Consider the following 15,571-nt stretch of genomic DNA (forward strand, 5'->3'; position numbering starts at 1 on the left):
ATTGCCCATGCCTTTAGGCTGCTTGCCTTCCTCCTGAGACTCATCGCTCCCCCCACTCTCAGCAGCTACCGCCCCTAAAGATACCAAGGGCGGTCGTTTGCGACCTATCAGGCTACTGGCTGGTAAGGCAAAACCGGGCTCCAGTGCAGAAAATGGTGGTAAACCTAAGCTGGGCAACTGCAAAAGATGGCCTTCGAGAGTTCTGAACGCAGTTTCAGGAATGGGTCACAGCACCTCTGGCTACTTGACTTATGGCAGCAGCCCTTGATTGCCGTGATTCGCCTCTTGGCCAGCTACGCCCAAGCCCTGGCGGGGGCCACTCTGGCCATCCGAGCCGGGATCCGCCACATCGAAATCACCACGCAAGTTCCCCAGTATTTGCAGCTAGTTAGCCACCTGCGACGGGAGCACCCGCAGTGTTGGGTAGGGGTGGGCAGTGTCTTCAATCGGCAGATGGCAGAGCAAGCTTGGCAGGCAGGAGCCCAGTTCTGTGTTTGCCCCTTCACCGACGAGAACCTCATCTGCTGGGGCCAGGAGGTGGGGCTGCCCATCGTTGCCGGTGCGCTCACCCCCAGCGAGATCTGGAGAGCTTGGCAAGCAGGGGCAGCGGCAGTGAAGGTGTTTCCAGCAGAAAGCCTGGGAGGACCCCGCTACTTGCGCCACCTCCAGCCAGTGCTGGGATCCCTGCCTTTGATCCCAACCGGCGGGGTTACCCTAGCCAATGCTGCGGAGTACTTGCGGGCAGGGGCCTGGGCCGTCGGCCTTGCTGGGGATCTGTTCCCGGCGGAGTTGTTTAACGATAGCCAACAGAGGTTGGAAAACCGGCTACGGCAAGCGCTGGCGCAGCTTGTCGAACAGAGGAAGGCAGCCCCAGCTCCCAAGCCGAGCTTAACTTGAGCAAGCCAGTAGAATAGGGGGCATGGTGTGAGCGAGAGCTGCATGGAGGGGTTTCTGGATCTGTACCTGGAGCTGCAGGTCCCCAGCCCCATTGAGGAGGCCACTTGGCGACGTTGGTTTGAGGTTTGGTTGGGTAAGCTGGGGGTGACGGATCCCTGCGAACTCAGCCTCTGCCTTACTTCCGACGAACGCATTCGCCAGCTCAACCGCGAGTTTCGTCACATCGACGCCCCCACCGATGTGCTGGCCTTTGCCGCTGAGGAAATGGCTGCTCCTGTGGAGGTGCAGAAGCTAACAGGAGTGCGTCTACTGGGGGATATTGTGATTTCTGTGCCTACCGCCTGCGCCCAGGCCAAGGCGCAAGGACACTCACTGTCCCACGAGCTGGCCTGGCTGGCCAGTCACGGGCTGCTGCATCTTCTGGGGTGGGATCACCCCGATGAACTTTCCCTACAGCGCATGCTACAGCAACAGCAAAACCTGCTTGCTGCCATCCAAGAAGATTTGGAGGTGTCTCATGGCCGACAGCCCTAGTCGCTTTCCCTCGCCCCTGCGCTGGGCAGATGATTCTATTGCGCCGGTTGAGTCTCCAAGGGAGGATCCCTGGCGGCGCCCCCTTTCTTGGTGCGTGGCCACCAACCTGGGCAAGAGTTTTTACTATGCGGGCAGGGGCTTGCTGTACGCCGTTCGCACCCAGCGCAACTTTCGCATCCACCTCCTGGCAGCGGTGTTGGCCTTTGGCTTGGGCCTGGCCCTGCGGTTGAGCGCCGTGGAGATGGCCTTGATCAGCCTGACCAGTGGGCTGGTGATGGCTCTCGAGCTGGTGAATACTGCCCTAGAAGCAGTGGTGGATCTCACCTTGGGCAGTCGCTATCACCTGCTGGCAGAAGTTGCCAAAGACTGTGCTGCTGGGGCAGTGTTGGTGGCAGCGCTGGCTTCTGTGGCGGTGGCAGCTTGGCTGTTTCTCCCGCCCTTGCTGCTGCTATTGCCCCAGCATCTGCCTTCCCCCTTTTAAGCAGAAGCTCGGCCTTGCCAGGTGCGCGTCTTGCCCGGGTTGAGCAGCCCATAGGGATCCACCTCTTCTTTGAAACGGACCTGGCGCGGATCCATCACCTTGCGGCCTCCCTCTTCGAGGATGAAGGTGTGGGGGTTGGCGATGAACACTCCCTGGGCCTCGTGGTAGCGCATGATCTCGTTGAGCCGCTCTTCGGTGGTAAAGCGGACAATTTGGAGACCCACGGGGATGGCCTGTCCCCCAAGGCGAATCATTTCCAAGTGCATCAGCACTTCGTCGCCAAAGTGCTCGTACAGATGCTGCACCAGCTTCAGCTCCCGGTCAGGCGGGAAAATCGACTGCAGATAGGTCAAATTGGGATCCACGCTGCGGCAGTGCAGAGTGGTGTGGTTCCAGGAAAATTCCCCCAGCGAGATCCCTTTGGCGGCCTCCTGGGCCGTTTTGTTGTAGACCACCTGGCCGCCATGCTCCCGGATGAGCTCTAGCAGCGGCTCCAGGCTGCATTCGGCCACCATCAACAGGGCTACAGCAGATCCCTCCGGCAAATAACCCCGTAGCGGCGCGAAATAGCTGGGGATCGGCCAAGCATGCAGGCTGATGAGTTTTTTTAGGATGCCATCGGCAGCGGCCAGAGCCTGGCCAAACCGGGCGCAGGGCATAAACCCCCCCTCAGGAGGGAAGGCTACAATCAGTTCTGCCCACGGGTAAGCCGGCGCCAGGGGGATCTCCACCTCGGTGATGATCCCGGTGAGGCCCCAGGCGTGGCTGACTTTGAACACGTCGTCTCCCCGCAGCTCCAGGATCCGCGGCTCTTCCTCCACCGTCACCACCCGCAGTCCTAGAATGTTTCCTCGATCCAGCAGTTGGCCGTAGGTAACGGAGCCAATGCCGCCGCTGCCCCCGGCAATGAAGCCGCCGATGGTGGCTGTGCGGTAGGTGGAAGGAGCCATGCGGATCTCCCAACCCATCTCGCGGGTGTGTTTGTCAATGGCAGCCAGCTTGATCCCTGCCTGCACCCGCGCTAGCCCCGGCTTGGCCCAGATCACCTGAGTGAGCTTGCTCATCTCTAGGATCACGCCGCCAGCTAGGGGAATGCACTGGCCGTAGTTGCCAGTGCCCGCCCCCCGTACGGTGAGAGGAAGCCGCCACTTGGCACAGGCTGCTGCCACTCGCTTGACCTCTTGTTCGTTTGCTGGGCGCACCACCACATCCCCTCGCTTGTCGCTCAACTGCCGGCTGAGCACAGGGCTGTAGTGGTAAAAGTCCAGGGACAACTTGGCCACTTCTGACGGATCAGTAATGGTTTCAATGTCGGCCAGCTCCGAGAGCAAGCCCTGCAGCTTTTCAGCGGCGACAATGGTCATAGGGATCCTCTCTAGGGGTAAGGTCTTGATCCCATCATTACCAACAAGGAGCCGCCAGCAAGCCAGACTAGCGGTAGAGCTGGGCTCTAGGCTGGGATCCGCCCGCCCCCCATCAGGTACAGCAGCGCCATGCGCACCGCCACGCCGTGGGCAACCTGCCGCTCAATGAGGTTGAGGTCGGGGTCCTCCATCACCTCAGAACTGAGTTCGACGCCGCGGTTAACCGGACCGGGGTGTAAGACCCTTACTTCTGGGTGGCACAGGCGCAGCCGCTGCCGGGTGAGGCCGAAAAGGTGGTGGTATTCCTGCAAGCTGGGGAGGAGGAATTCGCTCATCCGCTCTTGCTGCAAGCGCAGGGCAATGACAAAGCGGGCTCCTTCCAGGGCTGGCTCCAACTGCCAGTGCACTGGTAGGGTATGGCCGGGCACAAACTGAGCAAAGTCTTTCGGCAGCAGGGTAGGTGGGCCGGCCAGGTGGACGTCTGCGCCAGCAGCCACCAGGGCGTAGATGTTGGAGCGAGCCACCCGCGAGTGGAGGATGTCGCCGACAATGGCCACTTTCACCCCCTGGAGCAACTCGAGGCGAGGCCGCTGGGGATCCAGATGGCTACAGAGGGTAAACAGATCCAGCAGTCCTTGGGTGGGGTGTTCGTGCAGGCCGTCCCCCGCATTCAACACCCCCGTATGGGATCCGCGCCGGTCGATCTCGGCGGCCAACTGCTGCGGCACCCCGGCCTGGGCGTGGCGGACGATGAGCACGTCGGAGCCCATGGCCAAGAAGGTGCGAACTGTATCCAGAATGGTTTCCCCCTTGGCCAGGGAAGAAGTGCCGGGGGAAAAGTTGAGCACATCGGCTGACAGGCGCTTAGCCGCCAGCTCAAAGCTGCTGCGGGTGCGGGTGGAAGGCTCGAAAAACAGCGTCACTACCACCTTTCCCTGCAGGGTGGGCACCTTGGGCAGCCGCCGGGTCAACACTTCCTGAAAGCTGGCGGCGGTCTGCAAAACGATCTGGTACTCTTCCGGAGCAAAATCCGCCAGGCCCAAAACGTGCTGCCGCTGCCAAACCATAGGGGATCCTCAAATGCCTAGGCGGGCAAAGATCTCGTCTAGGTGGGTAAGGTGCCGCTGCGGGTCAAAGCAGGCCTGCAACTCCGCCTCGCTCAGGTGGGCCATCACCCGGGGATCTGCCAGCAGATTGGCGCGGAAATCCCCGCCAGGCTGGTTCCAGGCGCGGTGAGCATTCTCTTGGACAAGACGGTAGGCTTCCTCACGGCTCAAGCCCTTTTCCACTAAAGCCAAAAGCACCTGCTGGCTGAAGACAACACCGCCGTAGAGGGTGAGGTTGCGCTCCATGTTGGCAGGGTAAACCTGTAGGTGGCGCACCAAATCCGCCATGTTGACCAGCAAATAGTGGCAGAGAATGGAAGCATCGGGCAGGATTACCCGCTCCACCGAGCTGTGGGAGATGTCCCGCTCGTGCCAGAGGGGGATATTTTCCAAGGCCGAGAGGGCGTACCCCCTTAGGAGGCGAGCGATCCCTGTCAGTTGTTCGGCTTTGATGGGGTTGCGCTTGTGAGGCATGGCGGAGGACCCTTTTTGGCCGGGGGCAAAGTACTCTTCGGCCTCCAACACCTCCGTCCTCTGCAGGTGGCGGATCTCGGTGGCAAAGCGCTCCAGGGAAGACCCAATCAAGGCCAAAGTCTGCACATACTCGGCGTGGCGATCCCGCGAGATCACCTGGGTTGAGACCGTATCCGGCTTGAGGCCCAAGCGGGCGCAGGCCAACTGCTCCACCTGGGGGGGCACATTGGCGTAGGTGCCCACAGCCCCAGAGATCTTGCCCACCGCCACCACCTCCCGCAGGCGCGCCAGGCGCTCCTGATGGCGCAGGCACTCGGCCAGCCAGCCGGCCAGCTTGAAGCCAAAGGTGATGGGCTCAGCATGGACGCCGTGGGTGCGGCCAATCATGAGGGTGTAGCGGTGTTGCCGAGCTTGCTCACGCAGCGCAGCGATGAGATCCGCTAGGCGAGCTTGCAGGAGCTCCACAGAGGCCACTAGCTGCAGGGCCAGGGCTGTATCCAACACATCCGAGCTGGTCAGGCCTAGGTGGATGTAACGTCCCGCCTCACCCACGTGCTCGTTGAGATTGGTCAAGAAGGCGATGACGTCGTGCTTCACTTCCGCCTCAATTTCCAAAACCCGCGCTGGGTCAAAAGCGGCTTTGGCTTTGATCTCCTGCAGGGCCTCTTGAGGGATCCGCCCCAGCTCCGCCTGGGCTTCACAAACGGCCAGTTCTACCTGCAGCCAGGTTTGGAGCTTGTGGGCGGTGGACCAGATCTGGCCCATTTCCGGCAGAGTGTAGCGCTCGATCAAGGTGCCTTTCCCGTCAGTACGATAGGATAAGCCAAGCTATTCTAGCGTTTGGCCTCCCCGCTTGAGTTATCCCCGCAGCTTTGACCTACGCTGCCGCCAGACTGTTTAAGAGCGGGAAATTGACCTAGAAGCAACAGGGAGTTTGCAGATGACCCTTGGAGCTACGCTATCGCAGGAAGGAAGATCTTGGACAGCGGAAGCTTTCATGGCGTTGTCCAAAGAGGGGCATCGCTATGAAGTTGTTGATGGAAAGCCAATTGATATGGGAAGTGCAGGGGCACTCCATGGTTATGTCTGCAGTCTCCTATTAGCGGCTTTAGCCCCCTACGTTTTGTCCAAGAAGCTGGGAGTCGTTTTAGATTCCAGCACTGCTTTTAAGATGAAGAGTGGCAATTGGCGCTCCCCTGACATTTCTTTTTTTGCCAAAGAACGCTTGCAGGGCATGACCGAACTGCCCATAGGATTTTTAGAGGGTGCCCCCGATCTGGCTGTTGAAGTGCTCTCTTCCGGCAATACAATCGAAGAAATTCATGACAAGCTGGTGGAGTACTTTGAAAATGGCAGCCGCCTGGTTTGGCTCGTCCACCCCATTGAGCACTACATCCTGGTGTATCGCAGCTCTGAAGAGCCCGATCGTCTCCTCAAATCGGTAGATCTTCTAGAGGGTGAAGAAGTCATTCCAGGGTTTGCCCTGCCTGTTTCTCATCTATTCCAGAAGCTTTCCTTTTAAGTCCAATTGAGGTTCAAGAGTTGCCCCTCTTGCCGACAGTTTATGCTGGAGTGGCTTGGGATCCTTAGCAGTGCAGAGCCAATGAAGCGTCGATTGGGAAGGGTGGCCCTGATCAGTTTCCTAACAGCATTCTTGGCTGCTGCCCCTGCCCTCTCTTTGCCAACTCCTGCTGAGAGTACTTCAGGCCCCAAAACGGCTTCTGAGTTCAACTGGCAGGGATCCCTCAAGTTGTTGCGGGGGGATCCGGTGGCGGCTTTGGCAGATCTGGATCGAGCAGTGCAGCTGGATCCCACCTATGCGCCGGCCTACGTGAACCGCAGCTACGTTTACAACTCCTTGCGCCAGCCCCAAGAAGCTCTGACCGATGCCGAGCGGGCCATCCAGTTGGATCCGGGAATCCCGGAAGCCTACTTCAGCCGTGGCATAGCCCACCTGCAAATGGGGAAGCGAGAGGCCGCTATGGCCGACTTTCGCCAGGCGTTGGCTCTCTTTTCCAAAAGCGGCAACTTTGCCGATCAAACCATCATTCAGCAACTGCTGCGCCAATTGGGGGTGGAGTAAGCAACCGGCTAAGTTCAGCTTTCTTCCTTGCCCCCCAGCCACTCCTCTAGGGAAACTGCCTGGGCCTGCAGCCCGAAGACTTCACAAAAAGACTTCACCAGCACTGGGGCCACAGCAGCCATCGTCACCTCCGGACAAAACTGCACCAGGGATCCCACAGGTCGGTCAGGGATCCCACAGGGCACGATGGCCTCGAAGGCAGCTAGATCTGGACAGACGTTGAGGGCAAAGCCGTGGTAGGTGATCCAGCGGGAGACCTTGATGCCAATGGCGGCCACTTTGTGCCCTTCCACCCAAACCCCCGTTAGGCCAGGGATCCGCTCCCCCCTCAAGCCAAAGTAAGCCACAGTCTCGATGACCACCTGCTCCAGTTGGCGTAGGTACCAGTGGATATCCAGACAGTGGCGTTTGAGGTTGAGGATTGCATACCCCACCCACTGCCCTGGCCCGTGGTAGGTCACTTCGCCGCCCCGCTCCACCCGCAGGATTTCCGGCCCTCCAGTAGCAGGGGACTCTGGCTGAGTGTCCGGAGATCCTATCTGTCCAGGGAGGCTTTTGAGAAACTTGGGATCAGCCCCTGCCCCCAGGGTGTACACCGGCGGGTGGGTAAGCAACAGTAGCCCATCCGGTAGCTGGGGATTGCGGATCATCTGGGTCAGTCTGGTCTGCTGCCAAGCCCAGGCTTTGCGGTAGGGCACCTCTCCCGGCAGGTGGACGTGTAGAACTGGCACACCCAAATAGCCCTCAAGCCCTGGCAAAGACCTAGTGCCGCCCTCGCTGCCTATCCGGGAACTAGCCGTCGGCCGGGACCTAGCCTACCGACAGATTGACTTGCGCCCGCAACCGCTCCACCAAGGCGCGAGGCTGCAGCAGTCCCTCGATGCGGTCAACCGGCCTCCCGTCCTTGAACAAGATGAGGGTCGGCACGGCGTAGATCCCCCAGCGAGCGGCAATGTTGGGGTACTTGTCTATATCTACCTTCACGAAAGCAATGGCGTCCCCCACCTGGGGCTTCACCTGCTCCAACACCTGCGCCATTACCTGACAGGGACCACACCAGGTGGCGTAAAAATCCACCAGAATGGGAGTTTTGGATCCCTGGATCATGTCGTCAAAGCTTTTGAACCACTGTTTCTGGGCCATGGCAACCAAAGAATGCAACCTATTTGCAGTCTAAGTGTTTGAGATGGAAATGTGGGTAGAGATTCTGCTACAGCTTGCTTTCGGCTTCCCGGTAGGATGGCTAGGGCTTGGCCGGTACCTGTAGTCTAGGGAGCGAACTTGAAGGAAGGGAGAGGCTTTAGCAGGGCTTAACGAAGGAGTGGGATCCCGATGGCAACAATCCGGATGGTGAGCCGAGGTGTGGTGGCCGGGGTACTGGGTGGGATGCTCTTGAGCTTCTGGGGGATCGGGCGTTGGCTGTGGGATCCCTCGGCCTGGATCCAGGTGGCGGCCGGCCTGCTCTTGAGCGGGGGGACGTTGCTGTACTGGCTAAGAACCCGCCCTGCCGACTGCTTGGTGGTGGAGCCGCAGAGCTGGCGCCTCAACCGCCTCAGCCCCGACCGCTGGCTCATCCAGGCTGACTTCGTGGCCCGCAATCTCAACCCCCTTTTTGAGGTCACCTTGGCCCAGGTGGAGCCGCGACTGCATCTGCTCAGCACCAGCTCCGTCGAGGGGATCCATACCCAAATTCGCCTCCGCTCCCGTCACCCCGACTTGCCCCCCCGCCAAGACAACTACTGGCAGGCTTACATCATCACCCCCCAAAGCCAGACTGGCCTAGAAGTCGAGATTGAACTAGGGGGGGAAGGACTGGCAGATTTGCGCTCGGCCTGGCTGGAGCTGGACTACGTCCAGTACGGGCGGCAGCGGCGTACCCTCAAGACTAGCCACCTCATCTTGCCGCTGCAGGAAGTGGATCCCTTGGCGGAGCTGTGCTGGCAGCAGCAGGGGCTGGTGAGTTGGGCTGCCATTCCCACCCATCTGCTCACCCCCAGCGATGACCTGGCTGAGGTGTTGCGGCGCTACGTGGGCCCCCACTTCCAACCCGGCGATGTCGTGGCCCTTTCCGAGAGTGCTGTAGCCATTGTCCAGGGCCACTTTCGCCATCCCCTGCAGGTGCAGCCCGGCTGGCTGGCTCGCACCCTGTGCTACTTCTTCCCCTCCAAGACCAGCCTCTCAAGCTGCTACGGGATGCAGACGCTCATTGACTGTTCGGGGGCCTGGCGAGTACTGGGGGCCTTTGTGGCGGGATCCCTGGCTAAGCTGCTGGGGATCCCAGGGGTGTTCTATGCCCTGGCGGGGGAGCAGGCGGATCTCATCGACGATGTCACCGGCACCTTGCCCCCCTATGACCAGTTCATTGTCTTGGGACCACGGGATCCAGCCAAGCTGGTGGCCGAGCTCCACGCCCAGACCGGCTACGAGGTGGCCATTGTGGATGCCAACGACCTGGGCGAAGTCAACGTCTTGGCGGCCAGCCTAGGTGTGGAGCGGGAGCTGGTGGAGCAGGCTCTGCGCAAGAACCCGGCGGGCAATGCGGCAGAGCAAACGCCGATTGTGCTCATCCGGAAGCGGCTGCCGGCATAGAGGTCACCTGGGATTTGAGAGCCTGCATCGCCTGGTGGGTGGACAAGAAGAAGCGCTCGGCGCCCACTTTCTCCACAAACCCCGCCATTTTGAGGCGATCCATCACCGGCCCCTTCACCTTGGCCAGGGCAAAGCCCACCCCCATTTGGCGCAGACGTTCCACCAACTGAGTCAGCACCTCCAAAGCGCTGCCGTCGATGAAGTTAATGGCGCTGGCCACCAGCAGCACCTGTTCCACTGCTGGCTGCGCTGCCACCTCTTGCAGCAGATACTCCTGCAGGTAGGCGGCGTTGGCAAAAAACAGGCTTTCATCCACCCGCACTGCCAGGATGCGCGGATCGGTAATCACCTCATGGCGCAGCACGTTGCGGTAGTGCTCGGTGCCAGGCACCTGGCCGACAATGGCGATGTGGGGACGGCTGGCCCGCCAGAGGAAGAGGAGGATAGACACCAGCACTCCCAGCCCAATCCCCGGCTCCACCCCGATCCCCAGCACGCCGGCAAAGGTAGCCAACCAAACCAAGGCATCGCCGCGGTCGTAGCGCCAGCTCTGCAGCAAGGGGTGAAAATCCACCAGTCCCAGCACTGCCACCAGCACAATAGCTGCTAGGGTCGTCTGGGGCAGGAAGGTAAACAGAGGCATCAGCCAGCTCACCGCCAGGGCTATCAGGGATCCCGTCACCACCGAAGCCAGGCCGCTGTTGGCCCCGGCCTGAAAGTTAACTACTGAGCGGCTGATCCCACCCGTTACCGGGTAGCCACCACTTGCGGCTGCGGCCAGGTTGGCCACCCCCAGGGCCACCAGATCCTGGTTCGGATCCACTTTCTGCCGCCGCTGGCTGGCCAGCGACTGACCTACCGCATAGCTTTCTGTAAAGCCCACCAAGCTAATGGCCAAGGCTGTGGGCAGCAAAGCTCGCCACTCTGGCCAGCTCAGCCAAGGGAAGGTCAGGGGGGGCAAACCCGCCGGAATGGATCCCACCACCGCCACTCCTGCTCTTTCCGAGAGGTTCAACCCCCACACCAGCAGCGTGGTCAGGAAGACGGCTCCCAGCGGCGCGCCCTTGGTGAGAAGTAGGCCCCAGAGGGGTGGGATCCCCCAGCGGCGCAGTTGAGCGGGGAGCTTCTGCTGGGCGTACACCAAGAGGGTGATGGCCAACAGCCCCAGCCCCAGGGTGACCCAGTTTACCCCCTCCAGGCTCTGCCAAAGCCGTTGCAGCAGCAGCCAGAAGGACTCGGTGTTGGCGATCTTCACCCCCAACAGATGGCGGAGCTGGCTGAAGGCGATGATTAGGGCTGCGGCGCTGCCGAAGGCCGTTACCACCGAGCGGCTCAAGAAATTGGCCAAAAACCCTAGCCGCAGTAGCCCTACCCCTACCTGGATCAGGCCCGCTTCCAGAGCCAAGCCCAGCGCCAACCGGCCGTACTCCGGGCTGCCCGGCTCAGCCAGCGGCTCCAAGCCCGAGGCCACCAGCAAGGAGATGATGGCCACCGGCCCCACCGACAAAGCCCGGCTGGATCCTAGAAAGCCGTAGGCGATGACCGGCAGGATAGCAGCGTAGAGACCTGTCTGGGGAGGCAGCCCGGCTAGCAGCGCATAGGCCATGCTCTGAGGCACCAGGAGAATGGCTGTAACCAGTCCGGCAATGAGATCCCCTGGCAGATCCTCTGGCCAATACCGAAGCCACCACAAGGAATCCCTAGCAAAGGGCAGGCAGCGCGCCAGGATTCTCTGGGGAGAAGGGATCCCGCTCATAGGGCCTGACTTCAGTTCCAGGGCATGCGGGCCAAAAGCAGCGCCAGACCACAGGTGTTGGTGATCCCGGCAAACACCAGCCCAGCTCCCACAAAGCCGCTCAACACCAGCCAGGCCGGATGGAGAAAGGCTCCCAGCAAGGTTCCGGTGAGCACCAGGGATCCCGCCGCAATTTGCACCTGCCGCATTAGCGAAATGGGCGCGTTGCGGGTGCGGGTGGTGGGCAGCTTGGCAGCCTTCCAAGCCTCAATCCCGCCTTTTAGACTAAGCACCTCCGGCCAGCCGTGGTCTAGCAACTGACAGGCAGCGCGGATGGAGCGACTGCCCATGCGACACTGCAACACCACCGGTTTTTCCGGCGTCGAGGCCGGCACCCTGGCCGGGTCAAAGGTAGATAGAGGCATGTTGATCGCCCCTGGGATCCGCTCATCGGCATATTCTCCCGGCTCCCGCACGTCGATGAGCTGTACCCGCCCTTGATCCAGCCACTGCTTTAAGGTCAGGGCGTCGATCTCCTTAAGACGAGGATCCCGTTCCTGCTGAGCGGAAGGCGTAGGATTTTGTCGGGCTACAGTCATTGGTTTCCTCCTCGGGTAACTAACCTTCTTCCTCAAGCAACCTGCTGGGCTCGCCAGGGTAAAACTGGCTATCCAGGATTTGCTCGGGAGCGTAAGGACACGTCTTGGGAAAAGTCTTTCTGGGCAGCTTGGTCTTTCCAGGGCTAGCTGGAGCGCCCTCAGGTAAGACTTGGAGATGGCCTCCGGCAAATAGGGCCTCAAGCTTGGGTTTTCCTCCAGCAGATCTAGAACCTCCTGTCGCTGCACCTGTAGGGTAAGAAGCCAGCTTACCGATCTAGCCTGCGGCTGATACTCCCATTTCAGGAGGTGCCCCACCAAAACCCCCAGCTGGTTGCGCAGCTCTTGCCGCTGTTGCCTGCCCAACGATTCCATCTCCTCAATCAAATGGGGCAGGTCTAGCTTCTCCCAAGCCCGCTTCCTCAGAAATTGAGCTTGTTGCTGAGTCCAAGCATAGAAATCCTTCTCATAGAGACTTTCTGGATCCACTCTCAACCCTCCCCCTTCTGACCCGCCAGCTCGGAGAAGTCTAGCTAGCCCCGCAGGCTTTACAGCCAGGCTCTCCCACCCAAGAGGGTTTGCCCCACTAAACCGCGGCTGCCACTTGGCCGCACTGCTCGTTGGCGGGCAGGGCTTCCTGGATCTTCTTGGGCTGAGGCAGGTTGAGGCTGTTCATCAAGGCGATGAAGCTCTCCCGCGAACGCAGCTTGCCCGTCTGTAGATCCACAAAGCGGGGGTTCCAGCGCTTCTCTTCGCCAATGGTGGAGACGGTGTGCCCACGGTAGTCGTGGCCGGGATAGACCAGCGTCTCGTCTGGCAGGGTAAACAGGTGCTGCGTAACGTGGTCGTACATCAGGCCAGGATCCCCACTTTGGAAATCCGTGCGCCCACAGCCGCGAATGAGCAAGGAGTCTCCGGTGAGAATGCGATCCCCATGGACGCGATAGCTCATGTGGCTGTCGGTGTGGCCCAGGGTGGCGATGGCCTCGATGGTGATGGATCCCACCTGCAGCGTTTCCCCATGGCCAATGAAGCGGTCGGCACATTGGGCTTTGGCCTGGACTGGCACCACCCCTTGGCAGCCGGTCAACTCGCGCAGCTTGCCCGTGCCGGTGATGTGGTCGGCGTGAACGTGGGTCTCGAGACAGTACTTCAACGTCAGACCCAGCTCTCGAATTAACTTCAAGTCCCGCTCCACCTGCTCCAACACGGGATCCACCAGCGCGGCCTCGCGGGTGTTTGGGTCTGCAACTAAGTAGGTGTAAGTGCTTGTCTCGGCGTCGAACAGTTGGCGAAATAGCATGTTACCCTTCTGTCTGTTGGCAAAGACCTGAACGCCATTTGGGCCTCTGGAAACACTATATAAAAACACTATATAACCATTTAGTGTTAAAATCAAGCCAGCACAGCCCTCAAGACGGTCTATGGATGGGGACGAGCTCGCGAAAGGCGGCAAAGACGAGCGCCAGTTGACCCTGACGCCAGAAGTGCTGACCAGCGTGGCGGAGTACTTCAAGGTTTTGGCGGAGCCCAGCCGCCTGCAGATCCTGTGTCAGTTGCGCTCGGGGCCCAAGAACGTCACCCAAATCCTAGAGGCCACTGGCATGGGCCAGGCCAACGTTTCCAAACATCTCAAGATCCTGGCGCAGGCAGGGATCGTCAGCCGCGAGCCCAAGGGCGTGAGTGTCTACTACCAAATTGCAGATCCCGTCTGTTTTGAGCTGTGCGAGGTGGTGTGCAAGCAGTTGATTAAGCGGCTTAAGCAGCAAGCCCAGCAATGGGAGCCGCTGGCGGCCCTTCACTCCAGCAGGCTGAGCCGCGAAGGCTCTTGAGGGAGGCGGTACTCAGGGGAAGGCTCAGCAGCCCGAACTCCCCTCTCGTCTAATCCCACAAGTTCAGATCGGTCACCGCCCCCAGGCTGCTGCTGGAGACCAGCTTGGCATACTTGGCCAGAATACCTCGTTTGTAGCGGGGCTCGGGCGGAACCCAGCGGGCGCGGCGGCTGGCCAGCTCCTCTTCGCTGACATGCAGGTGGAGGAGGCGAGCAGGGGCATCGATGGTGATCAAATCCCCTTCTTCCACGAGGGCAATGGGGCCGCCTACATAGGCCTCAGGAGCCACATGGCCCACCACCATGCCGTAGGTGCCGCCAGAGAAGCGGCCATCGGTAATCAACCCCACGCTATCTCCTAGACCAGCGCCAATGATGGCCGAAGTAGGGGAGAGCATCTCCCGCATGCCAGGGCCGCCCTTAGGGCCCTCGTAGCGGATCACCACTACGTCCCCCGGTCGAATCTGGCCGGCGAGGATAGCCTCCAGACAGGACTCTTCCGAGTTGAAGACCCGCGCTGGCCCCGTGATCCTCGGATTCTTGACGCCGCTGATCTTGGCCACTGCCCCTTCGGGCGCAAGGTTGCCTTTGAGGATGGCTATGTGCCCTTGGGGGTAAAGGGGGCTATGCCAGGGGCGAATCACCTCTTGATCTGGGCTGGGCTCGTCCGGCACGTCCCGCAGGACTTCGGCAATTGTTTGTCCAGAGATGGTGAGGCAGTCGCCGTGCAGCAAGCCGTGGTTGAGCAGGATCTTCATCACCTGCGGGATCCCGCCGGCCCGGTGCAGATCAGTGGTTACAAACCGGCCCGAGGGCTTGAGGTCACAGAGAACAGGCACGCGGGCGCGGATGGTCTCAAAGTCATCCAGCGTCAGGGGCACCTCTGCGGCGTGGGCAATGGCCAGGAAGTGGAGCACGGCGTTGGTGGATCCCCCTACGGCCATGATGACCGAAATGGCGTTCTCGATGCTCTGGCGGGTGATGATGTCCCGCGGCCGGATATTAGCTTTGATGGCTTCGGCCAAGACTTTGGCCGATTGAGCGGCGCTTTCGGCCTTCTCTTCGTCCTCTGCCGCCATGGTGGAGGAATAGGGCAGGCTCATGCCCATAGCCTCAAAGGCGCTGGACATGGTGTTGGCCGTGTACATGCCGCCGCAGGATCCGGCACCGGGGCAGGCGTGGCGCTCGACTGCCAGCAGCTCTTCCTCAGAGATGCGGCCAGCACTATACTCCCCTACCGCTTCAAAGGCGCTGACAATGGTGAGGTCGCGGCCATTGTAGTGGCCGGGCTTGATGGTGCCGCCATAGACAAAGATAGAGGGCACGTTGAGGCGGGCCATGGCGATCATCGCCCCCGGCATGTTCTTGTCGCAGCCGCCGATGGCCAAGAGACCATCCATGCTCTGGCCGTTGACCACCGTCTCGATGGAATCGGCAATCACCTCCCGCGACACCAGGGAGTACTTCATTCCCTCAGTGCCCATGGAAATGCCGTCGCTAATGGTGATGGTGCCGAAGACCTGAGGCATGCAGCCCGCCTCCCTCAGGGCAGCTTCAGCCCGCTCGGCCAAGGCTTGGATCCCGATGTTGCAGGGGGTAATGGTGCTGTAGGTGTTGGCGATGCCGACAATGGGCTTGCCGAAATCCTCATCGCGAAAGCCCACTGCCCTGAGCATGGCGCGGTTGGGAGAGCGCTGCACTCCCTGGGTGACGACTTGGCTGCGCAGTGGAGAAGGAGGGTTGGCCATCATGGAACAGAGCGGGACGACAAGCCCCCGCTGGGATACAAGTAGAACCCATCCTACCGCTCTGAAAGACTTATACAACGCTGGACAAAAGCGGACTTTTGCTCCAGGTTGACGCTTTCTTCCTGCTTCCACG

General features: G+C 60.6%; 16 protein-coding genes and 1 pseudogene. 7 read left to right on the plus strand and 10 right to left on the minus strand.

The features are described from left to right. Positions 1 to 264 precede the first annotated feature (264 nt). Genes eda through NW808_RS06515 form a run of 3 tightly spaced genes read left to right on the plus strand, consistent with a single transcriptional unit; the run spans position 265 to position 1,912 of the window. Positions 265 to 897 (plus strand): bifunctional 4-hydroxy-2-oxoglutarate aldolase/2-dehydro-3-deoxy-phosphogluconate aldolase, encoded by a 633-nt coding sequence (gene eda / locus NW808_RS06505; protein ID WP_414410620.1) that lies wholly within the window; start codon positions 265 to 267, stop codon positions 895 to 897. A gap of 27 nt (positions 898 to 924) precedes the next feature. Then, on the plus strand, positions 925 to 1,431 hold the full coding sequence (gene ybeY / locus NW808_RS06510) for an rRNA maturation RNase YbeY (RefSeq protein WP_414420671.1): 507 nt from the start codon (positions 925 to 927) through the stop codon (positions 1,429 to 1,431). After that, entirely contained in the window at positions 1,415 to 1,912 is a 498-nt protein-coding gene (locus NW808_RS06515) for a diacylglycerol kinase family protein (RefSeq protein ID WP_414420672.1), read from the plus strand. Before ybeY ends, NW808_RS06515 begins: the two co-directional genes overlap by 17 nt. On the opposite strand, the gene NW808_RS06520 is transcribed toward NW808_RS06515, so the two are convergent. The 3 genes from NW808_RS06520 to purB all read right to left on the minus strand — a co-directional run bounded on the left by NW808_RS06520 (position 1,909) and on the right by purB (position 5,648). Beyond that, the gene (locus tag NW808_RS06520) at positions 1,909 to 3,276 is read right to left on the minus strand and encodes an FAD-binding oxidoreductase (protein WP_414420673.1); all 1,368 of its coding nucleotides are present in this window, start codon (positions 3,274 to 3,276) and stop codon (positions 1,909 to 1,911) included. The two genes, NW808_RS06515 and NW808_RS06520, sit on opposite strands and share 4 nt — an antisense overlap. A gap of 86 nt (positions 3,277 to 3,362) precedes the next feature. Next, entirely contained in the window at positions 3,363 to 4,343 is a 981-nt protein-coding gene (locus tag NW808_RS06525; protein ID WP_414420674.1) for an aspartate carbamoyltransferase catalytic subunit, read from the minus strand. 9 nt (positions 4,344 to 4,352) lie between these two features. After that, positions 4,353 to 5,648, minus strand: coding sequence for an adenylosuccinate lyase (gene purB, locus NW808_RS06530; RefSeq protein ID WP_414394053.1), 1,296 nt, complete (start codon positions 5,646 to 5,648; stop codon positions 4,353 to 4,355). A 148-nt stretch (positions 5,649 to 5,796) separates the two neighbouring features. Here purB and NW808_RS06535 point away from each other — a divergent pair, with 148 nt between their 5' ends. Further along, entirely contained in the window at positions 5,797 to 6,378 is a 582-nt protein-coding gene (locus tag NW808_RS06535; RefSeq protein WP_414420675.1) for a Uma2 family endonuclease, read from the plus strand. 81 nt (positions 6,379 to 6,459) lie between these two features. Then, a complete protein-coding gene (locus NW808_RS06540) occupies positions 6,460 to 6,939 on the plus strand; it encodes a tetratricopeptide repeat protein (protein ID WP_414420676.1) in 480 nt (159 codons plus the stop codon). Between the two features lie 14 nt (positions 6,940 to 6,953). Here NW808_RS06540 and lipB read toward each other — a convergent pair whose 3' ends face one another. Together lipB and trxA are read right to left on the minus strand one after the other, a co-directional pair. Beyond that, positions 6,954 to 7,670, minus strand: coding sequence for a lipoyl(octanoyl) transferase LipB (lipB, locus tag NW808_RS06545; protein ID WP_414410615.1), 717 nt, complete (start codon positions 7,668 to 7,670; stop codon positions 6,954 to 6,956). A gap of 79 nt (positions 7,671 to 7,749) precedes the next feature. Next, positions 7,750 to 8,082 (minus strand): thioredoxin, encoded by a 333-nt coding sequence (trxA, locus tag NW808_RS06550; RefSeq protein ID WP_414394061.1) that lies wholly within the window; start codon positions 8,080 to 8,082, stop codon positions 7,750 to 7,752. A 189-nt stretch (positions 8,083 to 8,271) separates the two neighbouring features. Here trxA and NW808_RS06555 point away from each other — a divergent pair, with 189 nt between their 5' ends. Next, on the plus strand, positions 8,272 to 9,528 hold the full coding sequence (locus NW808_RS06555) for a hypothetical protein (RefSeq protein WP_414420677.1): 1,257 nt from the start codon (positions 8,272 to 8,274) through the stop codon (positions 9,526 to 9,528). Here the strand turns inward: NW808_RS06555 and NW808_RS06560 are convergent. The 4 genes and pseudogenes from NW808_RS06560 to NW808_RS06575 form a co-directional block, all read right to left on the minus strand. After that, a complete protein-coding gene (locus NW808_RS06560; protein WP_414420678.1) occupies positions 9,503 to 11,284 on the minus strand; it encodes a SulP family inorganic anion transporter in 1,782 nt (593 codons plus the stop codon). The genes NW808_RS06555 and NW808_RS06560 overlap by 26 nt on opposite strands. An 11-nt stretch (positions 11,285 to 11,295) precedes the next feature. Further along, positions 11,296 to 11,862 carry a rhodanese-like domain-containing protein gene (locus tag NW808_RS06565; RefSeq protein ID WP_414420687.1) on the minus strand — a complete coding sequence of 189 codons (567 nt, stop codon included), beginning with the start codon at positions 11,860 to 11,862 and terminating at the stop codon, positions 11,296 to 11,298. A gap of 159 nt (positions 11,863 to 12,021) precedes the next feature. Further along, positions 12,022 to 12,348: pseudogene (locus NW808_RS06570) on the minus strand (DUF29 domain-containing protein); the annotation flags it as partial. Between the two features lie 97 nt (positions 12,349 to 12,445). Beyond that, positions 12,446 to 13,162 carry an MBL fold metallo-hydrolase gene (locus NW808_RS06575; protein WP_414410665.1) on the minus strand — a complete coding sequence of 239 codons (717 nt, stop codon included), beginning with the start codon at positions 13,160 to 13,162 and terminating at the stop codon, positions 12,446 to 12,448. Between the two features lie 121 nt (positions 13,163 to 13,283). Here NW808_RS06575 and NW808_RS06580 point away from each other — a divergent pair, with 121 nt between their 5' ends. Next, on the plus strand, positions 13,284 to 13,691 hold the full coding sequence (locus NW808_RS06580; RefSeq protein WP_414420679.1) for an ArsR/SmtB family transcription factor: 408 nt from the start codon (positions 13,284 to 13,286) through the stop codon (positions 13,689 to 13,691). A gap of 49 nt (positions 13,692 to 13,740) precedes the next feature. On the opposite strand, the gene ilvD is transcribed toward NW808_RS06580, so the two are convergent. After that, on the minus strand, positions 13,741 to 15,438 hold the full coding sequence (gene ilvD, locus NW808_RS06585; RefSeq protein WP_414420688.1) for a dihydroxy-acid dehydratase: 1,698 nt from the start codon (positions 15,436 to 15,438) through the stop codon (positions 13,741 to 13,743). Positions 15,439 to 15,571: the final 133 nt, after the last annotated feature.

This window comes from Synechococcus sp. W70.1, from assembly GCF_047461515.1.
Taxonomy (GTDB): Bacteria; Cyanobacteriota; Cyanobacteriia; order Thermostichales; family Thermostichaceae; genus Thermostichus.